This is a genomic window from Kitasatospora hibisci (assembly GCF_043950205.1).
Taxonomy (GTDB): domain Bacteria; phylum Actinomycetota; class Actinomycetes; order Streptomycetales; family Streptomycetaceae; genus Kitasatospora; species Kitasatospora hibisci.
The window spans coordinates 6,154,928-6,172,264 of the sequence record NZ_CP171642.1 but is presented as its reverse complement, the minus strand read 5'-3'; the positions used below and the strand labels follow the sequence as shown (position 1 = coordinate 6,172,264).

At 73.7% G+C, this 17,337-nt stretch carries 13 protein-coding genes and 2 pseudogenes; 7 read left to right on the top strand and 8 right to left on the bottom strand.

Annotation, left to right across the window (positions count from 1 at the left end; genetic code table 11):
• Positions 1-365: 365 nt before the first annotated feature.
• The 6 genes and pseudogenes from ACF9IK_RS27035 to ACF9IK_RS27015 all read right to left on the bottom strand — a co-directional run bounded on the left by ACF9IK_RS27035 (position 366) and on the right by ACF9IK_RS27015 (position 6,015).
• Positions 366-830, bottom strand: a complete 465-nt coding sequence (locus ACF9IK_RS27035; protein ID WP_395296694.1) for a WXG100 family type VII secretion target — start codon at positions 828-830, stop codon at positions 366-368.
• A gap of 359 nt (positions 831-1,189) precedes the next feature.
• On the bottom strand, positions 1,190-2,395 hold the full coding sequence (locus ACF9IK_RS27030) for a hypothetical protein (protein ID WP_395296693.1): 1,206 nt from the start codon (positions 2,393-2,395) through the stop codon (positions 1,190-1,192).
• Entirely contained in the window at positions 2,385-2,999 is a 615-nt protein-coding gene (locus tag ACF9IK_RS27025; protein ID WP_395296692.1) for a SigE family RNA polymerase sigma factor, read from the bottom strand. The genes ACF9IK_RS27030 and ACF9IK_RS27025 overlap by 11 nt, the downstream gene beginning before the upstream one ends.
• Before the next feature lie 121 nt (positions 3,000-3,120).
• A pseudogene (locus ACF9IK_RS37075) lies at positions 3,121-3,846 on the bottom strand (putative Ig domain-containing protein); the annotation flags it as partial.
• A gap of 204 nt (positions 3,847-4,050) precedes the next feature.
• Positions 4,051-4,488 (bottom strand): annotated as a pseudogene (locus ACF9IK_RS37070) (S1 family peptidase); the annotation flags it as partial.
• Between the two features lie 561 nt (positions 4,489-5,049).
• Positions 5,050-6,015 carry a hypothetical protein gene (locus ACF9IK_RS27015; protein ID WP_395296690.1) on the bottom strand — a complete coding sequence of 322 codons (966 nt, stop codon included), beginning with the start codon at positions 6,013-6,015 and terminating at the stop codon, positions 5,050-5,052.
• Between the two features lie 166 nt (positions 6,016-6,181).
• On the opposite strand from ACF9IK_RS27015, the gene ACF9IK_RS27010 reads away from it, so the two are divergent.
• Together ACF9IK_RS27010 and ACF9IK_RS27005 are read left to right on the top strand one after the other, a co-directional pair.
• Positions 6,182-7,300 (top strand): alpha/beta hydrolase, encoded by a 1,119-nt coding sequence (locus tag ACF9IK_RS27010; protein ID WP_395296689.1) that lies wholly within the window; start codon positions 6,182-6,184, stop codon positions 7,298-7,300.
• A 130-nt stretch (positions 7,301-7,430) separates the two neighbouring features.
• Positions 7,431-9,827, top strand: a complete 2,397-nt coding sequence (locus tag ACF9IK_RS27005; RefSeq protein ID WP_395296688.1) for a glycosyltransferase family 39 protein — start codon at positions 7,431-7,433, stop codon at positions 9,825-9,827.
• Between the two features lie 263 nt (positions 9,828-10,090).
• Here ACF9IK_RS27005 and ACF9IK_RS27000 read toward each other — a convergent pair whose 3' ends face one another.
• Positions 10,091-10,846 carry an HNH endonuclease family protein gene (locus tag ACF9IK_RS27000; protein WP_395296687.1) on the bottom strand — a complete coding sequence of 252 codons (756 nt, stop codon included), beginning with the start codon at positions 10,844-10,846 and terminating at the stop codon, positions 10,091-10,093.
• A gap of 212 nt (positions 10,847-11,058) precedes the next feature.
• On the bottom strand, positions 11,059-12,054 hold the full coding sequence (moaA, locus tag ACF9IK_RS26995; RefSeq protein ID WP_395296686.1) for a GTP 3',8-cyclase MoaA: 996 nt from the start codon (positions 12,052-12,054) through the stop codon (positions 11,059-11,061).
• Between the two features lie 145 nt (positions 12,055-12,199).
• Between moaA and ACF9IK_RS26990 the strand changes: the two genes are divergently transcribed.
• The 5 genes from ACF9IK_RS26990 (at position 12,200) to ACF9IK_RS26970 (ending at position 17,337) form a co-directional block, all read left to right on the top strand.
• The gene (locus tag ACF9IK_RS26990; protein WP_395296685.1) at positions 12,200-12,841 is read left to right on the top strand and encodes a nucleotidyltransferase family protein; all 642 of its coding nucleotides are present in this window, start codon (positions 12,200-12,202) and stop codon (positions 12,839-12,841) included.
• Positions 12,842-13,030: 189 nt separating this feature from the next.
• Positions 13,031-13,900 (top strand): hypothetical protein, encoded by an 870-nt coding sequence (locus ACF9IK_RS26985; protein ID WP_395296684.1) that lies wholly within the window; start codon positions 13,031-13,033, stop codon positions 13,898-13,900.
• Between the two features lie 277 nt (positions 13,901-14,177).
• Positions 14,178-14,945: a hypothetical protein gene (locus ACF9IK_RS26980; protein ID WP_395298694.1), complete on the top strand. Its 768-nt coding sequence runs from the start codon at positions 14,178-14,180 to the stop codon at positions 14,943-14,945.
• Positions 14,946-15,117: 172 nt separating this feature from the next.
• Positions 15,118-16,101 carry a (2Fe-2S)-binding protein gene (locus ACF9IK_RS26975; RefSeq protein WP_395296683.1) on the top strand — a complete coding sequence of 328 codons (984 nt, stop codon included), beginning with the start codon at positions 15,118-15,120 and terminating at the stop codon, positions 16,099-16,101.
• Between the two features lie 201 nt (positions 16,102-16,302).
• Positions 16,303-17,337: a DUF2637 domain-containing protein gene (locus ACF9IK_RS26970; protein WP_395296682.1), complete on the top strand. Its 1,035-nt coding sequence runs from the start codon at positions 16,303-16,305 to the stop codon at positions 17,335-17,337.

The window sequence follows — 17,337 nt, the reverse complement described above, 5'->3', positions numbered from 1 at the left end:
GGTGGCCAGTTGACAGCGCCAGCGTCGTCCACCGCCATCCCCTGATCGGTGGCGGACTTGATAGCCGCCTTCAAATCCGCCTGGGCGCCAGCGAGTTCAGTATGCGCGTCACGCAGGACCTTGGCGAGGCCGGTCGCCTCCTCGAATGCTGCTTCGATCTCGGTACGGACCTTCGCAATTGCTCCGGCCGCCTGCTCCGCAGCCGGGCCTCGCCATCCCGATCCCTGCAGGGGAACGATCACATCGCCCGTGAGTTCGGAGGAGAACTCCCAGCTACGGACCAGCGCCTCGAAGGCACTCGCTCTCGACTCGACACCTGCGAGCGCCGCGTACCTCAACTCCCTGAACCCGACCATGGCGAAACCTCAGTTCTTCCCGAAGTTCTGCGCGTTCAGCTGCTCGGCACGCGCATGGGAGTCCGCGGTGGCGGTCAGGTTCTCCCCGACGCGCCCCAACAACTCCCCCAACGATTTGACCTGGGCGTCCCAGACCTCGCGGGCGGTGTTCAGCGCCCCCACCACCGCCCAGTCCTGCGGCACGTCCTGCGTCGTCTCGTACAGACGGTCGAACGGCTTACCGCAGGCCTGGGAGAACTTCTCCCGCAAGGTTCCGACGTTGCCCGCCGCCCGCCGCAGGGCCTCGGGGCTGACCTTCACGGTCACACCCACCGGACCCGGCGTGCCTGGAGCGGCCGGTGCCCAGCCGGGAGCCGGGGCCCCGGACACGGCGGCCGCCAGATCGGGGAACTGCTTCCTTGCCGCCTCCGTCAGGTTCCCGGAGCTGTCGAAGAGCCACGGATTCATCTGCCGCTCGACGTCCAGATCGACCATCCACCCGCCCCGCAAACGTGAATTCAAGGCCGGCACGGATCGCGCGCGAGGTTCCCCCCGAGTCGGACGCGAAATCTCCGGTACGCGGATCCGAACGGACTCCACCACCGGCGAGGATTTGACCGTGACCTGTCGCCGGTACACGACCCTTCCGCAGGCCCGCGCCGCCCGTACGGTAGTTGAGCGACTCTTGAGGCGATGCGCCCACCGGAGCCCCTACGGTGCATCGGGCACGCGCCGTCCGCGCGGCCTCGGCCCCGGCGGCTTCACGGGACGGGTAGGACGGCGGCGAGGGCGGGTGGCGCGGCGCCGTCGGGGCCCGCACCGCCGTCCCCTGTGCGGCAGTGCGGGCGCCCGGGTCAGTGCCGCCAGGCCGGGGCGGTGGCGATGGCCTTGAGCTGGTCGAGGCTGAGCGCCGGGGTGCCCGGGCGGAAGGTGTAGCCGTTCTCCCCGTTCCACTCGTCGATCGCGACGGCCCGACCGTCGGCGTAGTGGACCGCCGCCGACCAGCGCAGGATCGGGTCGACCGCCGTCTTGCCGTTCCCGCCCATGTCGGTGACGACGGTGCTGCCGTCCGGCCGGCGTTCCCGGACCGCCAGCGGGCCCCCCGAGCCCTCCGTCTCGGCGTACTCCTTGTCCTCGATGCCCCGCACACCCGGAGCGGTGACGCACACCGAGAGCATGCTGGTGCGCCCCTCGTACGTCACCGTGAGGTGCGGTCCGTTCCGGCCGTCCTGACCGGACGGCACGGCGCCCGGAGGGAGCAGCGGGACGAGCGCCGCCAGCAGTTCCTCCGCCTTCGGACCGGGCTCGGGTGTCAACGGCTTGGGCGCGTTCTCCCGCGCCGGCAGGGCGTCGAAGAGCCGCTCCCAGGCCGGCGCGGTCACCAGGGCGCGCAGCTGCTCGGCGTCGAGCGGCGGGCTCTCCCGGTTGGGCGTGGCCGGCTGCCCGTTGTGCTCGGTGATCGCCACCTGTCGGCCGTCCGGCGCCGCCCAGGTCGCGCGCCACTCGCGGTGGCTGTCGGAGTTCCGGTCCTTCAGCTTGTCGACCACCAGTGCGGAGCCGTCGGTGGCGACGGTGCGTTCACAGGACTCCTGGGGTTCGCTGAAACCGTCCATGCAGACGGCGCCCGCCTCCGGAGTGAGCTCGGTGCGGCTGACGGCGTAGGAGATGAGGCTCTCCCCCTTGCCGTCGTCGAACAGGAGCGTGCCGCCGGTCTGGTACCGATCGCCGTTCGTTGCGCCCTCGCCGGGCGTCCCCGCGGCCAGCACCCGGGCCTTCCCCGGCGGCAGCAGCGAGGTGAACAGGTCGATCGACTCCTCGGCGGTCATCGGCCGTACCGGCTCGGTGGCCGGATGGACCGCGTGCGAGCCTCCGACGAGGGTGGTGAGGCTCACGGCGACCACCAGCACGGCGGCCAGCCCGCCGACCGCCAGGGCACGCCGCTGGCTGCGCCGCCGCCGGCCGCGGCGCTCCGCGGCGCCTGCGAGGGTGTGCAGCGCCGGTTCGGGCGCGAGCGCCACGGCGCCGCGCAGGGCCTGGGCGAATTCGTCCTCAAAGGACACGGCCGAGCACCGCCTTCCTGTCAGTGGGATCCGTTGTCGCGCGGCCGCCGGTGCCGCCGCTACTGCCGCCGGCGGCCTCCCCGCCGTCGCCGAGGCTCTCGCCGAGGGTGGCGCGCATCCGGGCCAGCGCGCGGCTGCTGCGCGAGCGCACGGCCGTACTGCTCAGCCGCAGCGCCGCGGCGGTCTCCTCGACGCTGCGGTCCTCCCAGAACCGCAGCACGAGTACCGCGCGGTCCTGCGCCGGGAGCTCACCGAGGGCGCGCAGCAGGGTCAGCCGCAGCGCCGGGTCCGGGCCGTCCACCGCGATGTCCGGGAGGGTGTCGGTCACCCGCTCCGAGCTGCTGCGCCGCCGCCGGTACGACAGGAACGTGTTCACCAGCACGGTCTGGGCGTAGCCGCTCGGGTTGTCCAGGCGGGATATCCGGCGCCACTTCACGAAGATGCGCCCGAGCGCCTCCTGGACGAGGTCCTCGGCCAGGTGGGCGTCGCCGCCGGTGAGCAGGAAGGCGGTGCGCAACAGGTGTCGGCCCCGCGAGACGGCGAAGGCCGGGAAGTCGGGCGGCACCGGCTCGGCCAGCTGTTCCGCGCTCGTTGAGTGGTCCATGCCCTTTTAACGCAGTCGACCCGCCGTCATGTGGCTGCGGTGGAAGAGGATCTTTCCACGGGGCGCGCGTCGGCGACCCGGCGGCCGCCGCACGGCGGCCCGAACGCACACCGCGTGTGCGTCAGCTGGTGGTGATCGAGGTGTCGTCGATCACGAAGCTCGTCTGCAGCGAGTAGTCCTCGGTGCCGTTGAACTTCAGCGTGACCGACTGGCCGGCGTAGGCCGACAGGTCGAAGGTGCGCAGCTGGTAGCCGGCGGCGGCGTCCACGTTGGAGTAGGTCTTCAGCGCGGTGCCGTTGACGGTCACGGTCAGCTTGTCGTACGCGGTCGAGCCGGACTCACCGGTGTCGATGTGCAGGTAGAAGCTGAGGGTGGCCTTGCAGCCGGACGGGATGGTCACCGTCTGGGAGAGGCTGTCCGTGTGGGTCGAGCCGTAGCCGTTCAGCCACGCCTTCCACGAACCGCTGTGCGGGGCCTGCGAGGAGCCGCCGTCGACGACGCCGCTGGTGGCCGTCCACGGCGTGGCCGCGCCCGACTCGAAGCCCGCGTTGCCGAGCAGCTGCGCCGGCGTGCAGGTGCTGCTGGTGTCGGTGACCGTCCAGGTGAAGCTGGTGGTCCCGGTCTTGTTCGCGGCGTCCTTCGCGGTCACGGTGACGTTGGAGGTGCCGACGGTGGTCGGCGTGCCGGTGATCACGCCGGTGGAGGCGTTGATCGACAGGCCGGTGGGCAGGCCGGTGGCCGAGTAGCTGAGCGGGGCGGTGCCCCCGCTGGCCGAGATCTGGAGGTTGGCCGAGCCGTTCACCGCAGTGGTCTGGTTGCCCGGGTTGGTCACCGAGACCGCGCCGCTGCCGGCCGGCTTGGTGAGCAGGCAGCCGCTGACGTTGAGGTCGATCACGCGGCCGTTGCCGAGGCAGGTGGTGAACCAGTAGGTCTGCTGACCGTAGCTCTGGCCCTTGACGACCTTGGTGGTACCGTCGGCGGCCACCTCGCACGGGTTGTTGAGGGTGCACATCGCGCCGTCGTCGTTACCGGTGTTGTTGATGCCGACGATCTTCTTGGTGGCGGCGTCGACGATCGGCGAACCGGACGTGCCGTGCGTGGTGTTGCAGCCCGAGCTGTAGCGGATCGAGTCGTGCCAGGTCCACTCGTCCTCGCGCAGCGTGGGGACGAAGCCGTTGATCGAGCAGTTCCACACCTGCTTCCAGTACGAGGACGGTATGAACATCGCCGAGCCGTCGACCGGGTGGGTGTCACTGATCGTCAGCGCCGTCGCGCCGTACTTCGAACCGATCGACCCGAAGGTGTCGGTCAGTTGGTACAGGGCGACGTCGGTGCCGGTCATCGTCGCGTACAGCACCTTGTCGGCCTGGACGGTGCCGAGCGAGCCGCCGGAGGCGTTCAGCAGCGTGCCGCTGCGGCTGGCGGTCTGGTTCTGGATGACCACGCCGGACGCCGGCATGGTCGGCAGGCAGTGGCCGTTGGTGAGCATCATCGCCCGGTCGGTGTCGACCGAGGAGGGGTAGCGCACCAGCGAGGCCGAGCAGTTGCTCAGCGCGATGGTGGACGTCAGGTCGCCGGCCTGGACCGCCTGGGCGGGGGTCGCGGCCAGGGTCAGGCCACCTGCGACGACCGCTCCGGCGCCGGCCAGGGCGGCAAGTCTCTTCAACATGGCTCTCCTTGTGGGGGATTGCAGGCGTACGACCGTTCGCGGACGCCCGCGCCGCATGAAAGTGCCATGACCACTTCAATGCGTCAACCATGCCGACAGAACTCGCGCCCTTGATTCCGCCCCGCGCACCACCGTCACGACGGCGGCCGACCATCTCCGCCATCACGAATATCCCTACCTGACAAGGGAGATGGCGAAACCCGTCACCCGTGCAGGAACCTGCCGGATCCACCTCGCCATCAGCTCCGCGGTCCGCGCCGCACCGACCGCCCGGGCCCCCGGGCGCCCGTCCGCCGACCCCTCGGGACGCGAGCGGCACACAACGGCTCGCTGGGCACTGCCTAGTTGATGACGCGTCAGCCCGACTGCGCGAGGGCCCGGCTACGGCTCCGGGAAGGTGTCCTCGTCCACGTCGCTGGTCTTGGCGTTGCCGCCGACCGCCGGCTGCAGCGTGATCGACCACGAGGTGTAGGTGCGGCCGGTCTCGAAGGCCATGGTGTCGTCGAACTTGCTGAAGTCGCAGCTCTGGGTGAACGTCTTGAGCGACGGGTCCCAGTCGATGCCGCCGGAGAAGTAGACGTCGTAGGTGCCGTCCTCGACGCCCTCGATGGACGCCTTCCTGCCCTTGCCGACGTAGACCGAGTGAATCGACCTGCCGTTCTGCGCGAGCGAGACCACGGCGTCGGAGCTGCCGCCGTTGTCGACGTTGAGCACGCCCTCGCCCTTGAGCCGACCCGCACGGACCATCGTCCCGTTGCCCAGCGAGCGGGCCTGCAACTGGCCGGTCTCCGGGGCGTTGTACGTCGTCGGGTACCCGGCGGCGGCCATCTGCTGGAGGACCGGCGGAATGCCCTTCAGGCCGGCGGACTGGCCGATCTTCGCGAGCGCCGCGCCGGGGGTGCAGTAGCTCTTGCGCTTGATCCCGCTCTTGGCCGAGTCCAGGTCGGTGGCCAACTGGTTGAGCGCGATCACCAGCTGGCGCCGGGCGGTGGTGACGGTGGCGGGCTCATCGGCGTAGTCCAGGCCGGTGGCGGCCGACCGGACGGCGGTGGCGGCCTCCCCCACGGAGGTGGAGAAGGCGTCGAGACTGGCGGACGGGTTGAGCTTGCCGAGGGCGGCGTTCACCTTGTCGATCTGGCCGGTCAGGACCGGGCCGTACGGCGGCCTGGTCGGCGTCGGCGTCGGTGTGGGCGTCCGGGTGGCGGTCGGGGTCGCGACCGTGGTCGCCGCGTCGCTCTTCCCCTGGCCCAGGCCGAAGGCGTCCGAGCCCCCGGACCCGCCACTGGAGCACGCCGCCAACAGCAGCGCAGCTCCGGCCGCCAGGCCGGCCTTGGTGAAGGACCTCATCCGCTTCCCCCGGTGATCTCTCCTGCACGCTCCGTGCATTCCCCGCCGCCATGATCCCGAGCCGGTGGGACGCGGTCAACAGGGCGTACAGGCGGCGCACGGAGGCGTATGCGGGGCACATGACGGGGCGCATGGGACGTCATCCACCGTCAACTACGATCGGCTCGTGCTCAGGCTTACGGGACTCCCCCTCCAGATCATCGCCTCCGTCGTCGCGATCGGCGTCTTCGCCGCCACGATGTGGCTCTGGCCGAGATTCGGCGGGCGGAGCTGGAAGGCGTGGCTCGGCAGGATCGGCGCCTTCCTCGCCACCCAGATCTCGGTGCTGGTCGCAATGGGCCTGATCGCCAACGGCTACTTCGGCTTCTACAGTTCCTGGACCGACCTGCTCGGCACCAACGGCGGGCCGGGCACGGTGGTCGACCACCAGCCGAACGCCGCCGTCGCCATCATCGGCGAGCAGAGGTTCTACGCGCAGCAGGGCTCCAACCCGGAGCGCGTCGGCCTGATCCACAAGGTCGACGTCAAAGGGGCCACCACCGGCCTGAGCACCGACGGCTTCGTCTACCTGCCGCCGCAGTACTTCCAGCCGGAGTACGCCAAGCAGAGGTTCCCGATGGCACTGGTGCTGGCCGGCTACCCGGGCACGCCGGAGAAGCTGATCTCGCTGATGCAGTACCCGGCCTCCGCCCTGGAGGCGATCGAGCAGAAGAAGCTGCCGCCCACCGTCCTGGTGATGATGCGTCCGACCCTCGTCGGCAACCGGGACACCGAGTGCGTCGACGTCCCCAACGGCCCCCAGGTGGAGACGTTCTTCACCAGCGACCTGCCCAAGGCGCTCGCCGGCGAGTACCGCATCGGCACCGACGCCGCCTCGCGCGCCGTGATCGGCAACTCCACCGGCGGCTACTGCGCGCTCAAGTTCGCGCTGCGCAAGCCGGACGCCTACCGGGCCGCCGTCTCGCTCTCCGGCTACTACACCGCGCCGACCGACGAGACCACCGGCGACCTGTTCGGCGGCAGCCCGCAGCTGAAGCAGGAGAACGACCTGCTCTGGCGACTGCAGAACAAGCCGGCCGCGCCCGTCTCGCTGCTGCTGGCCACCGCGTACGACGAGAACAACTACGCGGCCACCCAGGACATGGTGAAGGCGTTCAAGGCGCCGACCAAGCTGTCCACCATCACCCTGGACACCGGCGGCCACAACTTCCACACCTGGACCAGGGAGATCCCGCCCGCGCTGGAGTGGCTGGGCAGGCACCTGACGATGCCGCAGGCCGCCTGAGCCTGGAGCGGCCGGGCCCGCGGCCGCGGCCCTGAGCCCGTCTCCGGGCCGGTCCGGGCCTCGGGAGATCACAGGCGGCTCATACCCGCGTCTCACGCTCCTCTCAGCCGGGAGGCCGAGCGTAGCGCCCATGACCACGACCAGCTTCACCCCGCCGGCCGGGGACCCGTGGCCCGAGGCGTCGAACTACCCGCCGCCCGAGGTGCCGCAGCCCGCGCCCGAACGTCGGGAGCCGGCCGCCGGGCCGCTCTTCCCGGAGTACCCGCTGCCGCCCGCCGGCCCCGGCGGCCCGTCCTCCTGGGCCGGCCGGCTGCGCACCCTCCCGGCCCGCGCGTGGCGGGGCCGGGCCGACGACCCGCGCTGGGTCCGGCCCGCCCTGCTGGCCCTGCTCGCCGCGACCGCCGTCCTCTACCTCTGGGGCCTGAGCGCATCCGGCTGGGCCAACTCCTTCTACTCCGCCGCCGCCCAGGCCGGCAGCCAGAGCTGGAAGGCCTTCTTCTACGGCTCCTCCGACGCCGGGAACTTCATCACCGTCGACAAGCCCCCGCTCTCGCTCTGGCCGATGGCGCTCGCCGCCCGGATCTTCGGCCTCTCCTCCTGGTCGGTGCTGGCCCCGCAGGCGCTGATGGCGGTCGCCACCGTGGCCACCCTGTACGCGACGGTGCGCCGCCGTTTCTCCCCGCTCGGCGGGCTGCTGGCGGGCGCCGCGCTGGCGCTGACCCCGGTGGCGGCGCTGATGTTCCGCTTCAACAACCCGGACGCACTGCTCGTCCTGCTGCTGACCCTGGCCGCGTACGGGCTGGTGCGGGCGATCGAGGCGGCGGGCACCCGCTGGCTGGTGTTCACCGGCGTGATGTTCGGGCTGGCCTTCCTCACCAAGACCCTCCAGGCCTTCCTGGTGCTGCCGGCCTTCGCGCTGGTCTACCTGGTGGCCGCACCGACCGGCCTCTGGCGCCGGGTGCGCCAACTGCTCGTCGCCGGACTGGCCATGGTGGTCGCGGGCGGCTGGTGGGTGGCGATCGTCGAGCTGGTGCCGGCCTCGGCCCGACCCTACGTCGGCGGCTCGCAGGACAACAGCTTCCTCTCGCTCACCTTCGGCTACAACGGGATCGGGCGCCTCAACGGCGACGAGACCGGCAGCGTGGGCGGCGGCGGCCACCTGCCGACCGGGGCGGAGGCGCCGGCCGGCGCCGGCCGGGGCATGGGCGGCTGGGGCGAGACCGGGATCACCCGGCTGTTCGACGGCGACATCGGCGGGCAGATCGCCTGGCTGATGCCGGCCGCGCTGATCCTCCTGCTGGTCGGTCTCTGGGCCACCCGGCGTCACAGCCGGACGGACACCGCACGGGCGGCCTTCCTGGTCTGGGGCGGCTGGCTCGTCTGCACCGCGCTCACGTTCAGCTTCATGTCCGGCATCTTCCACCAGTACTACACGGTGGCGCTGGCCCCCGCCGTCGCGGCGCTGGTCGGCATGGGCGTCGACGGGCTCTGGCGGGCCCGGCGCCGGCTCCCGTACGCCGCGGTGCTGGCGGTCACGCTCGCCGTCACGGCGGTCTGGTCCTACGTGCTGCTCGGGCGCAGCGCCGACTTCCTGCCCTGGCTGCGCTGGGCGGTGCTGGTCGGCGGGCTGACCGCGGCCGCGGCGCTGCTGCTGGCCGGGCGGCTGGCGGCCAGGCTCGCCACCGTGGTCGGCCTGGTCGGTCTGGCGGCGGCGCTCGGCGGCCCGGCGGCGTACGCGCTGGACACCGTCAACACGCCGCACACCGGCTCGATCGTGACGGCCGGTCCGGCGGTGCAGGGCGGTTCCTTCGGCCCGGGCGGCCGCGGTCCGGGCGGACCGGGCGGACCGGGCGGACCGGGCGGACCGGGCGGACCGGGCGGGGGGCCGGCGTTCTCCGTCAACGGCCGGGCCTTCGTTCCCGGCCAGGGCGCTCCGAACGGCCAGGGCTTCCCCAACGGCCAGGGCGCTCCGAACGGCCAGGACGGCCAGGGGACCCAGGACGGCCAGGGCCGGCCGGACGGTCGCGGTGGCGGCATGCCGCAGGACGGCCGGAACGGCCGTGCCCCCGGCGGCGCCCCCGGCACCGGCCAGAGCGGCGGGGTCTTCGAAGGGACGGGCGGCCCCGGCGGCTTCGGCGGGCTGCTGAACGGCGCCAAGGTGAGCGACGAGGCCGCCGCCGCCCTGCGGCAGGACGCCGACCGCTACACCTGGGCCGCCGCCACCAGCGGCTCGCAGAACGCCGCCAGCTACCAGCTCGCCTCCGGCGAACCGGTGATGGCCCTCGGCGGCTTCAACAGCAGCGACCCGTCGCTGAGTCTGAGCGCCTTCCAGCAGTACGTGAAGGAGGGCAAGGTGCACTGGTTCATCGGCGGCGGCTCTCGCCGTGGGGGCGGCGGCGCCGGCGCCGACGGCGGGTCCCAGGAGACGCAGACCGCCCAGATCGAGGCGTGGGTGACGAGCCACTACACCGCGGAGACGGTCGGCGGCTCGACCTTCTACGACCTGAGCCGGCCGCCGTCCTCCTGACCGGTCGCACTCCGAAGGGGCGCACCCCGGCCACCGGCCGCGGTGCGCCCCTCGCGCGTCACGGTGCCCGGACGCCCGTGGCGCGAAGACGCGCCCTGACGCGCGCCGTCACCGGGCCGGGCCGGGCCGGGCCGGGCCGGGCCGACCACGACGATGGTGACGTCGCCCCTGTCAGGGCAGCCGGGCAGGGCGGACGCGGCGGACCCTGGACACGACGGGCAGCGGTCGAGCGGCAGCGGTGAAACGATTCATCAACCGAGTCGTCAACCGTCGCACTGCTGCAGCATGGCCTTCTTGTCGGCCTCGGTGACCGGGAGCCGGTACTTCAGGGAGACCTGGGCGAAGCGGACCGCGTAGGCGCAACGGACGGCGGTGTCGGCCGGCAGCCAGGTGGCCGGGCCGGAGTCGCCCTTGGCGGCGTTCTGCGATCCGTCGGCCGGGATGAGGTTGAGCGGGTCGTTGGCGATCTGGACGCGCTTGGCCTTGTCCCACCGGGAGGCGCCCATCTGCCAGTCGTAGGAGAGCGGCATCACGTGATCGATCTGGATCTTCGACGCCTGCTGCTTGGTCCACTGGACGGTCTTGCCGGTGTACGGGTCGTCGATGGTCATCGCGGTCACCACGCAGGCCGAGCCGTCCTTGCGCTCGACCGCACGGCCGTCCCGGGCCAGCAGGTCGTTGCGGGTGTCGCAGTTGTTGTGGCCGCCAGGCACGCCGTCCACGTTGTCGGTCCAGGCCGGGCCGAACTCGTTGCGGTCGTAGCCGTCCTTGGAGCCGACGGCGGCGGTGGCGACCTTGGCGATGAGGTCCCGGCCGGCCTTCCGGTCGTCCGGCGAAGTCAGTGGCGCCAGACCGGGCTTGGTGCCGTCGGGGTTCTGCAGCGGGCTGGTGCCGACGCTCCCGCCGGCTGCCGCGGCGCCCGCGGCGGACTTCTTGGCGCCACCGGAGCAACCGGCCAGCGCCACGGTGGATATGAGGAGGACGGCGGCGGCGGACACCGCGGTTCGGCGGGCGGGCACGGAGGACTCCCGGAGTGGGGGGTGGCTGACGGCAGACCAGCAGACCAGCCGCCCCACACCGCGTCAAGGCGGCGCAGCGCGGTGCGTTCGAGCATGTCGAAGCTCACACCCGGCGCCCCGCCACGCAATGTCGCGCGGCGTCGCGGGCCGCCCCGCGGAGCGGCCCTGCACCCGCCGCCGACCGACGTGGCGGGTCGTGGCGTCCCCGGGACCTACCCTCCGATCGCCGACATGGGCCGGTCCGGCTGGACGAAGTCGGCCGAGTTGATGTCGTGGCCGGGGCCCTTGCGGGCGATGGTCGCGCGCCAGGCCTGCTCGATCCGGTCGTCGTCGGCACCGCCGCGCAGCAGCGCTCGCAGATCGGATTCCTCCGTCGCGAACAGGCAGTTGCGCAGCTGGCCGTCGGCGGTGAGCCGGACGCGGTCGCAGCCGCCGCAGAACGGGCGGGTGACTGAGGCGATCACACCGATCACGGTGTCGGTGCCGGCGATCCGCCACTCCTCGGCGGGGGCGTTCCCGTGCCGGCCGACCGGGACGAGGTCCCAGCGGGCGCCGAGCACGGCGAGGATCTCGTCGGCGGTGATCATCCGGCCCCGGTCCCAGGCACCCTGGGCGTCCAGCGGCATGGACTCGATGAACCGCATCCGGTAGCCGCGCTCGGCGGCGAACTCGACGAGGGGGACGAGCTCGTCGTCGTTGACCCCGCGCACCGGCACCGCGTTCACCTTCACCGGCGCGAGGCCGGCGGTCTGCGCGGCGGCCAGGCCGGCGAAGACGTCGGCGATCCGGTCCCGGCGGGTGATCTCCGCGTACCGCTCGGGGCGCAGGGTGTCGAGGCTGACGTTCACCCGGTGCAGCCCGGCCGCCTTGAGCGCCGTGGCCGTCCGGGCCAGCCCGATGCCGTTGGTGGTCAGCGAGACCTCGGGGCCGAGCGCGGTGATCCGGCCGACCAGATCCGGCAGGCCGCGCCGCAGCAGCGGTTCGCCGCCGGTCAGCCGGACCGCGGCGATGCCCAGCCGCTGGACGGCGATCCGCACCAGCCGGACCACCTCGTCGTCGCCGAGCACCTCGGCCTTGGGGAGCCAGTCGAGGCCCTCCGCCGGCATGCAGTAGGTGCAGCGCAGGTTGCAGCGGTCGGTGAGCGAGACCCGCAGGTCGGTGTGGACCCTGCCGAAGCGGTCCAGCAGCGGGCGCGGTGCGGTGTTCATCGCCTCAGTACAGGGGCAGTCGGCCCGGAGATCCAGCGGCCGAACCACCGGGGGACCGCCGCCACCTGCGGGTCTGACTTGTGTGTTCGTCCAACTGTGGCTTCGTACGGCTGCGCCGGGCCCGCCGGCCGGGCAGGCTGGGCCCATGCAGAGCAGTGACCGGCCCGTCCCCGACCGGCCCGCCCCCGCCGCCGAGGCCGCCCCGGTGGCCGCCCTCGTGCTCGCCGCCGGCGGCGGACGCAGGCTCGGCGGGCGTCCCAAGGCGCTGGTGCGGTACGGGGGCCGGCCGCTGGTGGAGCACGCCGCGGCGGTGGTCCGGGCCGGCGGCTGCGCGACGGTGACGGTGGTCCTGGGCGCCGCCCGCGAGCAGGTCCGCTCCACCGCGCACCTGCCGGGCTGCCGGCTGGTCGCCAACCCGGACTGGGCCGGCGGCATGGGCTCCTCGCTGCGCTCCGGGCTGGCCGCGCTGCCGCCGGAGGCCTCCGCCGCGCTGGTGATGCTGGTGGACACGCCCGGCGTCACCCCGGCCGCGGTGACCCGGCTGCTGGCCGCGCACCGGGCGGGCGCCGAGCTGGCCGCGGCCGCGTACGGCGGGCGGCGGGGGCACCCGGTGCTGATCGGCGCCCGGTACTTCGCCGAGGCGGCGGCGGGCGCCACCGGTGACTCCGGCGCGCGGGTGCTCCTCGCGGCGCACGCCGACGAGATCGCGCTGGTGGAGTGCGCCGATGTCGCCGTCCCGGACGACCTCGACACCCCCGCCGACCTGGCGCGCTGGTCGGCGGGCTGAACCGGGCGGCGGGCCGACCGGCGCCCGCTCCCCCGTTCGATGTGCCCCGGTCTCCTCCTCCCCGGCGAGGAATCGGCCGCACACCCCTGATCTGTCCCTGAGGATTGCCCCATTCCGCGCCGCTACTCCCCGGTTTCGGGGAGCATGGGTCACGTCCTTCCACCCCGACTCGAACGGACGGTGCTCGCGATGTCCGGACTGCCCGACGACTTCACCGGCCGCGACTCCGCACCGTACGGGCCCGGGCCGGCCGCCGGCGCCCGGGCGATCCGCTGTCCCGCCTGCCGCCGCGAGCACCTGTACGAGCCGCCGTCGCTGCCGTGCCCGTGCGGTGCCTCGCTCAAGGTGCCGCTGCTGCGCGGCGGTGTGCCGGTGCAGGTGCGGTTCCGCTCCTGGGAGGATTCCTGGCTGAACATGCGCTGCCCGCACTGCGGTCGGTCCGATCAGTGGCCGCAGCCCGAGTTCACCTGCAACTGCGGCGCCACCGTCCGGCTACCGGTCGACCGCACCACCCGCCTCGGCGGCGGCACCACCGGACAACTCGGCGCCGCCGCCCCGCTCGGCAGCGCGGGACCGCAGCCCTCCCGGCCGCACCCCGCCCACCCGCTGAACGCGCCCGTCCCCGCCCCGCCCGGCGGGTCCGGCGCCGCGGCCACGCCGTGGCGCCGGCGGGCGCCCTTCCGCCCGCACCCGGTGCGCACCTCGCAGGACGCGGTGTTCACCGCCGCCCGCTACCTGGAGTGGCTCGGCTTCGACGACCTGGAGCTGACGGAGGCCCAGGAGCGGGACGGCGTCACCCTGTTGGGTGGTCGCATGGTCGCCCAGGTGGACACCTGGACCGAGCCGGCCGACGTGAAGTCGGTGGAGTGCCTCTGGCTGCAGACGCTGCACGCCGAGGAGATGGCGGCCGCGATGTTCACCCTGGCCGGCTACTCCCACCAGGCCACGGTCCGCGGCGAGCAACTGCTGGTCGCCCTGTTCAGCCTGGACCTGGCCGGTGTGCCGCAGCCCGCCAACGGCGCCGCCGAGGCCCTGATGGAGACCGGCTGGACGTCCTGACCTCAGGGGGTCCGTGCCCCGCCGCCCGATAGATCATTCCGCCGCCGGGCGCAACAACCTGCGCTCGTGATCTGGTGCACAAGCTCACCCCCGTGTTGAATTGCCGCCACGGCGCGGTCCTTGGGTCCGCGTCCTGCTGGATGGCGCGCACAAGGAGGTGGCGTTGTCGGAGCACGGTTGGGACCCGGACGGCCGGACCGGACAGGACGGGCGCGGGCAGGACGGATTCGGACCGGACGGGCGCGGGCGGGCGGCACCCCAGGGGCCGGGGGACACCGTGTGGCGGCTGCGGTCCCGGGCGTGCTGGCAGGAGGCCGCCGAGCTGTTACGGCCGGCCGCCGAGGTCGATCCGGCCACCGCCCTCGGCCGGGCCGAACTCCTCATCGAACAGTGCCTGTTCACTGCCGCCCACTGGACCGCCGCGGAGCAGGCGCTGCGCCTCGCGGAGGCCCTGGCCACCGGGCCGGAGGAGCGCGCGGCCGCCGCCTGCGCCCGCGGGTTCCTGGCGTACGTCGCCAGCGTGCTCGGCTCACGCGACCGGCTCGACGAGGCCCAGGCCGCGCTCGGCCGGACCTCCGCGCTGCTGCCGCCGGACGCACCCGGCCGGCCGCTGCTGGACTTCCGCCGCGGCCTGGTCGCGGAGAACCTGCTGCGCGACCGGACGGCGGCCTGGATCGCCTACCGCCGGGCCCACGAGGGCGCCGGCGAACGCGGGGACGAGCTGCTGCGCTCCTACACCTGGCGGCACCTGGCCGCGCTGGCCCAGGCGGCCGGGGACCGCGACCGGGCCAGGGAGGGGTTCGACGCCTCGCTCCGGTTGCGCGAACAGCTCGGCTTCACGGTCGGGGTGGCCCCCGCGCTGGCGGCCCTGGCCGAGGTCTCCGCTCCGGAGGAGGCCGCCCGGATGCGGGCGGAGGCGGCGCGGCTGGTGCAGGCGCTCGGAGGCGTTCCGGTCTGGCTCGCACGCCAGCTGGGCGCGGCGCGCGCGCCGGGCGCTCCCCCGGACGGGCGCATCGGACGGGAGGCGCAGGGGACCATCAGCTAAGGTGAGCCTAACCTGGCCGAGGAGAGCAGTGCCTCGGCCGGGTTCGCCTTGCCGTTCCCGGGCTCCGCCAGGCCCCGCCCGGCCGGGCCCGGCCACGGGTGCCCGCCACCCGCACCCGGGACGGGCCGGACGGACCGGTACGGGCTCCGGTCGACCCGATGGGGCCCGCACCATGACCGTGAGCAGCGCCCGACCCGGCCGCACACCGCGGGACCCGGCACCCGACGCGCCCGACGCGGCGCCTGCACCTGCACCTGCCGCGGCCGCCGTACCCGCCGCGGCCGGCCTCCCGCAGCCCTGTGCCGCGAGCTACCGCCGGCTCGGCGAACTGCTCCCCGCCCTCCGGGTGCACCGCGGGCCCCCGCGCACCGGCAACGGCTGGCTCACCGGCACCGACCTGGTCGCCCGCCCGGAGGCGCTGCGCGAACTGATCGACCACGACGCCCGCCAGGCCGTGGCCCGGTACGGGCGGCCACTACGCCCCGACGTGGCGGCCGGCTTCGGCCTGCACCGGCTCACCTGGGCCGTCGCGCTGCTGTTCACCCTGCCGTGGTTCCTGGAGCGCCGGGTGCCGCTGCTGACGCCGGGGGACGTCTCGGCCCGCCGCCGCACCGGTGAACTGACGGCCCGCCCGGGCGCCTTCCGCTGCCTGTCCGACGACCCGGCGGCCGGCCTGCCCGGCGCCCGCCCGGCGACCGACGGGCCCGCGCTGGCCGCCGGGCTGCGCACGGCGCTGGCCGACTTCCTGACCCCGGTGCTGGCCGCCTTCCGCCCGGAGGTGCGGCGCAGCCCCCGCACGCTCTGGGCGATGGCGACGGACGCGACCGTGGAGGGCCTCTGGTACGTCGGGAGGCTGCTCGGGGAGGAGGAGCGGGCCCGCAGCGAGCTCACCGCACTGCTCACCCCGGAGCCTGCGGCGTGCCCCGGGGGCGCGCCGTCCACGCCGCGCCCGTCGGTCGCGCCGTTCACGCCCGGCGTGGGCTTCTGCCCGGCGCGGCCGGACGCACCCGCGCGTCCGGGCGCTCCCACCCGTCCGGGCGCCCCGGCGTGTCCGGACACCGCGGTGCCGGAGCGCGCCCGGGCCAGCTGCTGCCTCGTTTACACCGTCCGGCCCGGGGCGATGTGCGGCGGCTGCCCCCGCGTCACGCGAGGTTGACCGGATTCCGCTCTCGGGCGGACCCGTCGGGCCCGGAATTCCGGCGAATTCCCGCCCCGAAATTGTCAGACAATGCGACTTCTCCCACATCAGAAATCCCCCTCCTCAGCGCATTGACGGCGAATCAGCCATTCGGGAGCCGAGCATCCGCCATGATGGTCCCCGCCATCACGACGCAGGAAAGCGAGGCTGGTGCAGGCGATGAAATTGTCCGACATACCGCTCGGTTGGGCCGTCACCGGCGTTGCCGTGCTGCTGGTCACCGCCCTCCTGGTCGCCCTGGCCCGGGGCCGGGGAGGCACCACCGGATCGGGCGGCACGGATTCCTGGGAGCGCTCCGAGGAGCGCCGCCGCCACAAGGAGTCCCTGTACGGTGCGGCCTCGTACACGCTGCTGTTCTGCTGCGCCGCGGTCGCGGCCGCGCTCTCGTTCCACGGCCTGGTCGGCTTCGGGGTGCAGAACCTCGGCCTCTCCGGGGGCTGGGAGTACCTCGTCCCGTTCGGCCTCGACGGTGCGGCGATGTTCTGCTCCGTGCTCGCCGTCCGGGAGGCCAGCCACGGCGACGCCGCGCTCGGCTCGCGCCTGCTGGTCTGGCTGTTCGCGGGCGCGTCGGCCTGGTTCAACTGGGTGCACGCGCCGCGCGGCTTCGGCCACGCCGGCGCCCCGCAGTTCTTCGCGGGGATGTCGCTCTCGGCGGCCGTGCTGTTCGACCGCGCGCTCAAGCAGACCCGCCGGGCCGCGCTGCGGGAGCAGGGGCTGGTCCCCCGCCCGCTGCCGCAGATCCGGATCGTCCGCTGGCTGCGCGCCCCGCGCGAGACCTACGCGGCCTGGTCGCTGATGCTCCTGGAGGGCGTCCGCAGCCTGGACGAGGCGGTCGACGAGGTCCGCGAGGACAAGCGGGAGCAGGCCCGGGAGAAGGAGCGCCGCAGGCTGGCCGGGCGCCGCGAGCGGGCCGAGATCCGCGCCATCAACCGCACGAACAGCGTCTGGCGCCAGCGCGGCGCGACCCGGCAGCTGGAGTCCGGCCAGGAGCCCGCGATAGCCGGCGGCCCGGCGGCGGACCGGCCCGCCGCCGAGCCGCCGGGCCCCGCCGAGGGCACCGTGGCGCAGCCCGGGCTGCCGGCCCGTCCGGAGCGGCGCACCATCGACCTCACCATGGAGGAGGACACCGTGACGCTGCCCCGGCTCGACTCGCTGGAGCGCAAGCTGAAGGACCTGGAGCAGCAGTTCGGCTGA

Excerpts from the sequence above, each read along its gene's own strand:
- ACF9IK_RS26985 (WP_395296684.1), top strand. The coding sequence starts at position 13,031 with ATGTCCGGACTGCCCGACGACTTCACCGGCCGCGACTCCGCACCGTAC.
- moaA (WP_395296686.1), bottom strand. The coding sequence starts at position 12,054 with ATGAACACCGCACCGCGCCCGCTGCTGGACCGCTTCGGCAGGGTCCAC.
- ACF9IK_RS27025 (WP_395296692.1), bottom strand. The coding sequence starts at position 2,999 with ATGGACCACTCAACGAGCGCGGAACAGCTGGCCGAGCCGGTGCCGCCC.
- ACF9IK_RS26970 (WP_395296682.1), top strand. The coding sequence starts at position 16,303 with ATGAAATTGTCCGACATACCGCTCGGTTGGGCCGTCACCGGCGTTGCC.
- ACF9IK_RS26990 (WP_395296685.1), top strand. The coding sequence starts at position 12,200 with ATGCAGAGCAGTGACCGGCCCGTCCCCGACCGGCCCGCCCCCGCCGCC.
- ACF9IK_RS26975 (WP_395296683.1), top strand. The coding sequence starts at position 15,118 with ATGACCGTGAGCAGCGCCCGACCCGGCCGCACACCGCGGGACCCGGCA.
- ACF9IK_RS27005 (WP_395296688.1), top strand. The coding sequence starts at position 7,431 with ATGACCACGACCAGCTTCACCCCGCCGGCCGGGGACCCGTGGCCCGAG.
- ACF9IK_RS27015 (WP_395296690.1), bottom strand. The coding sequence starts at position 6,015 with ATGAGGTCCTTCACCAAGGCCGGCCTGGCGGCCGGAGCTGCGCTGCTG.
- ACF9IK_RS27035 (WP_395296694.1), bottom strand. The coding sequence starts at position 830 with ATGGTCGATCTGGACGTCGAGCGGCAGATGAATCCGTGGCTCTTCGAC.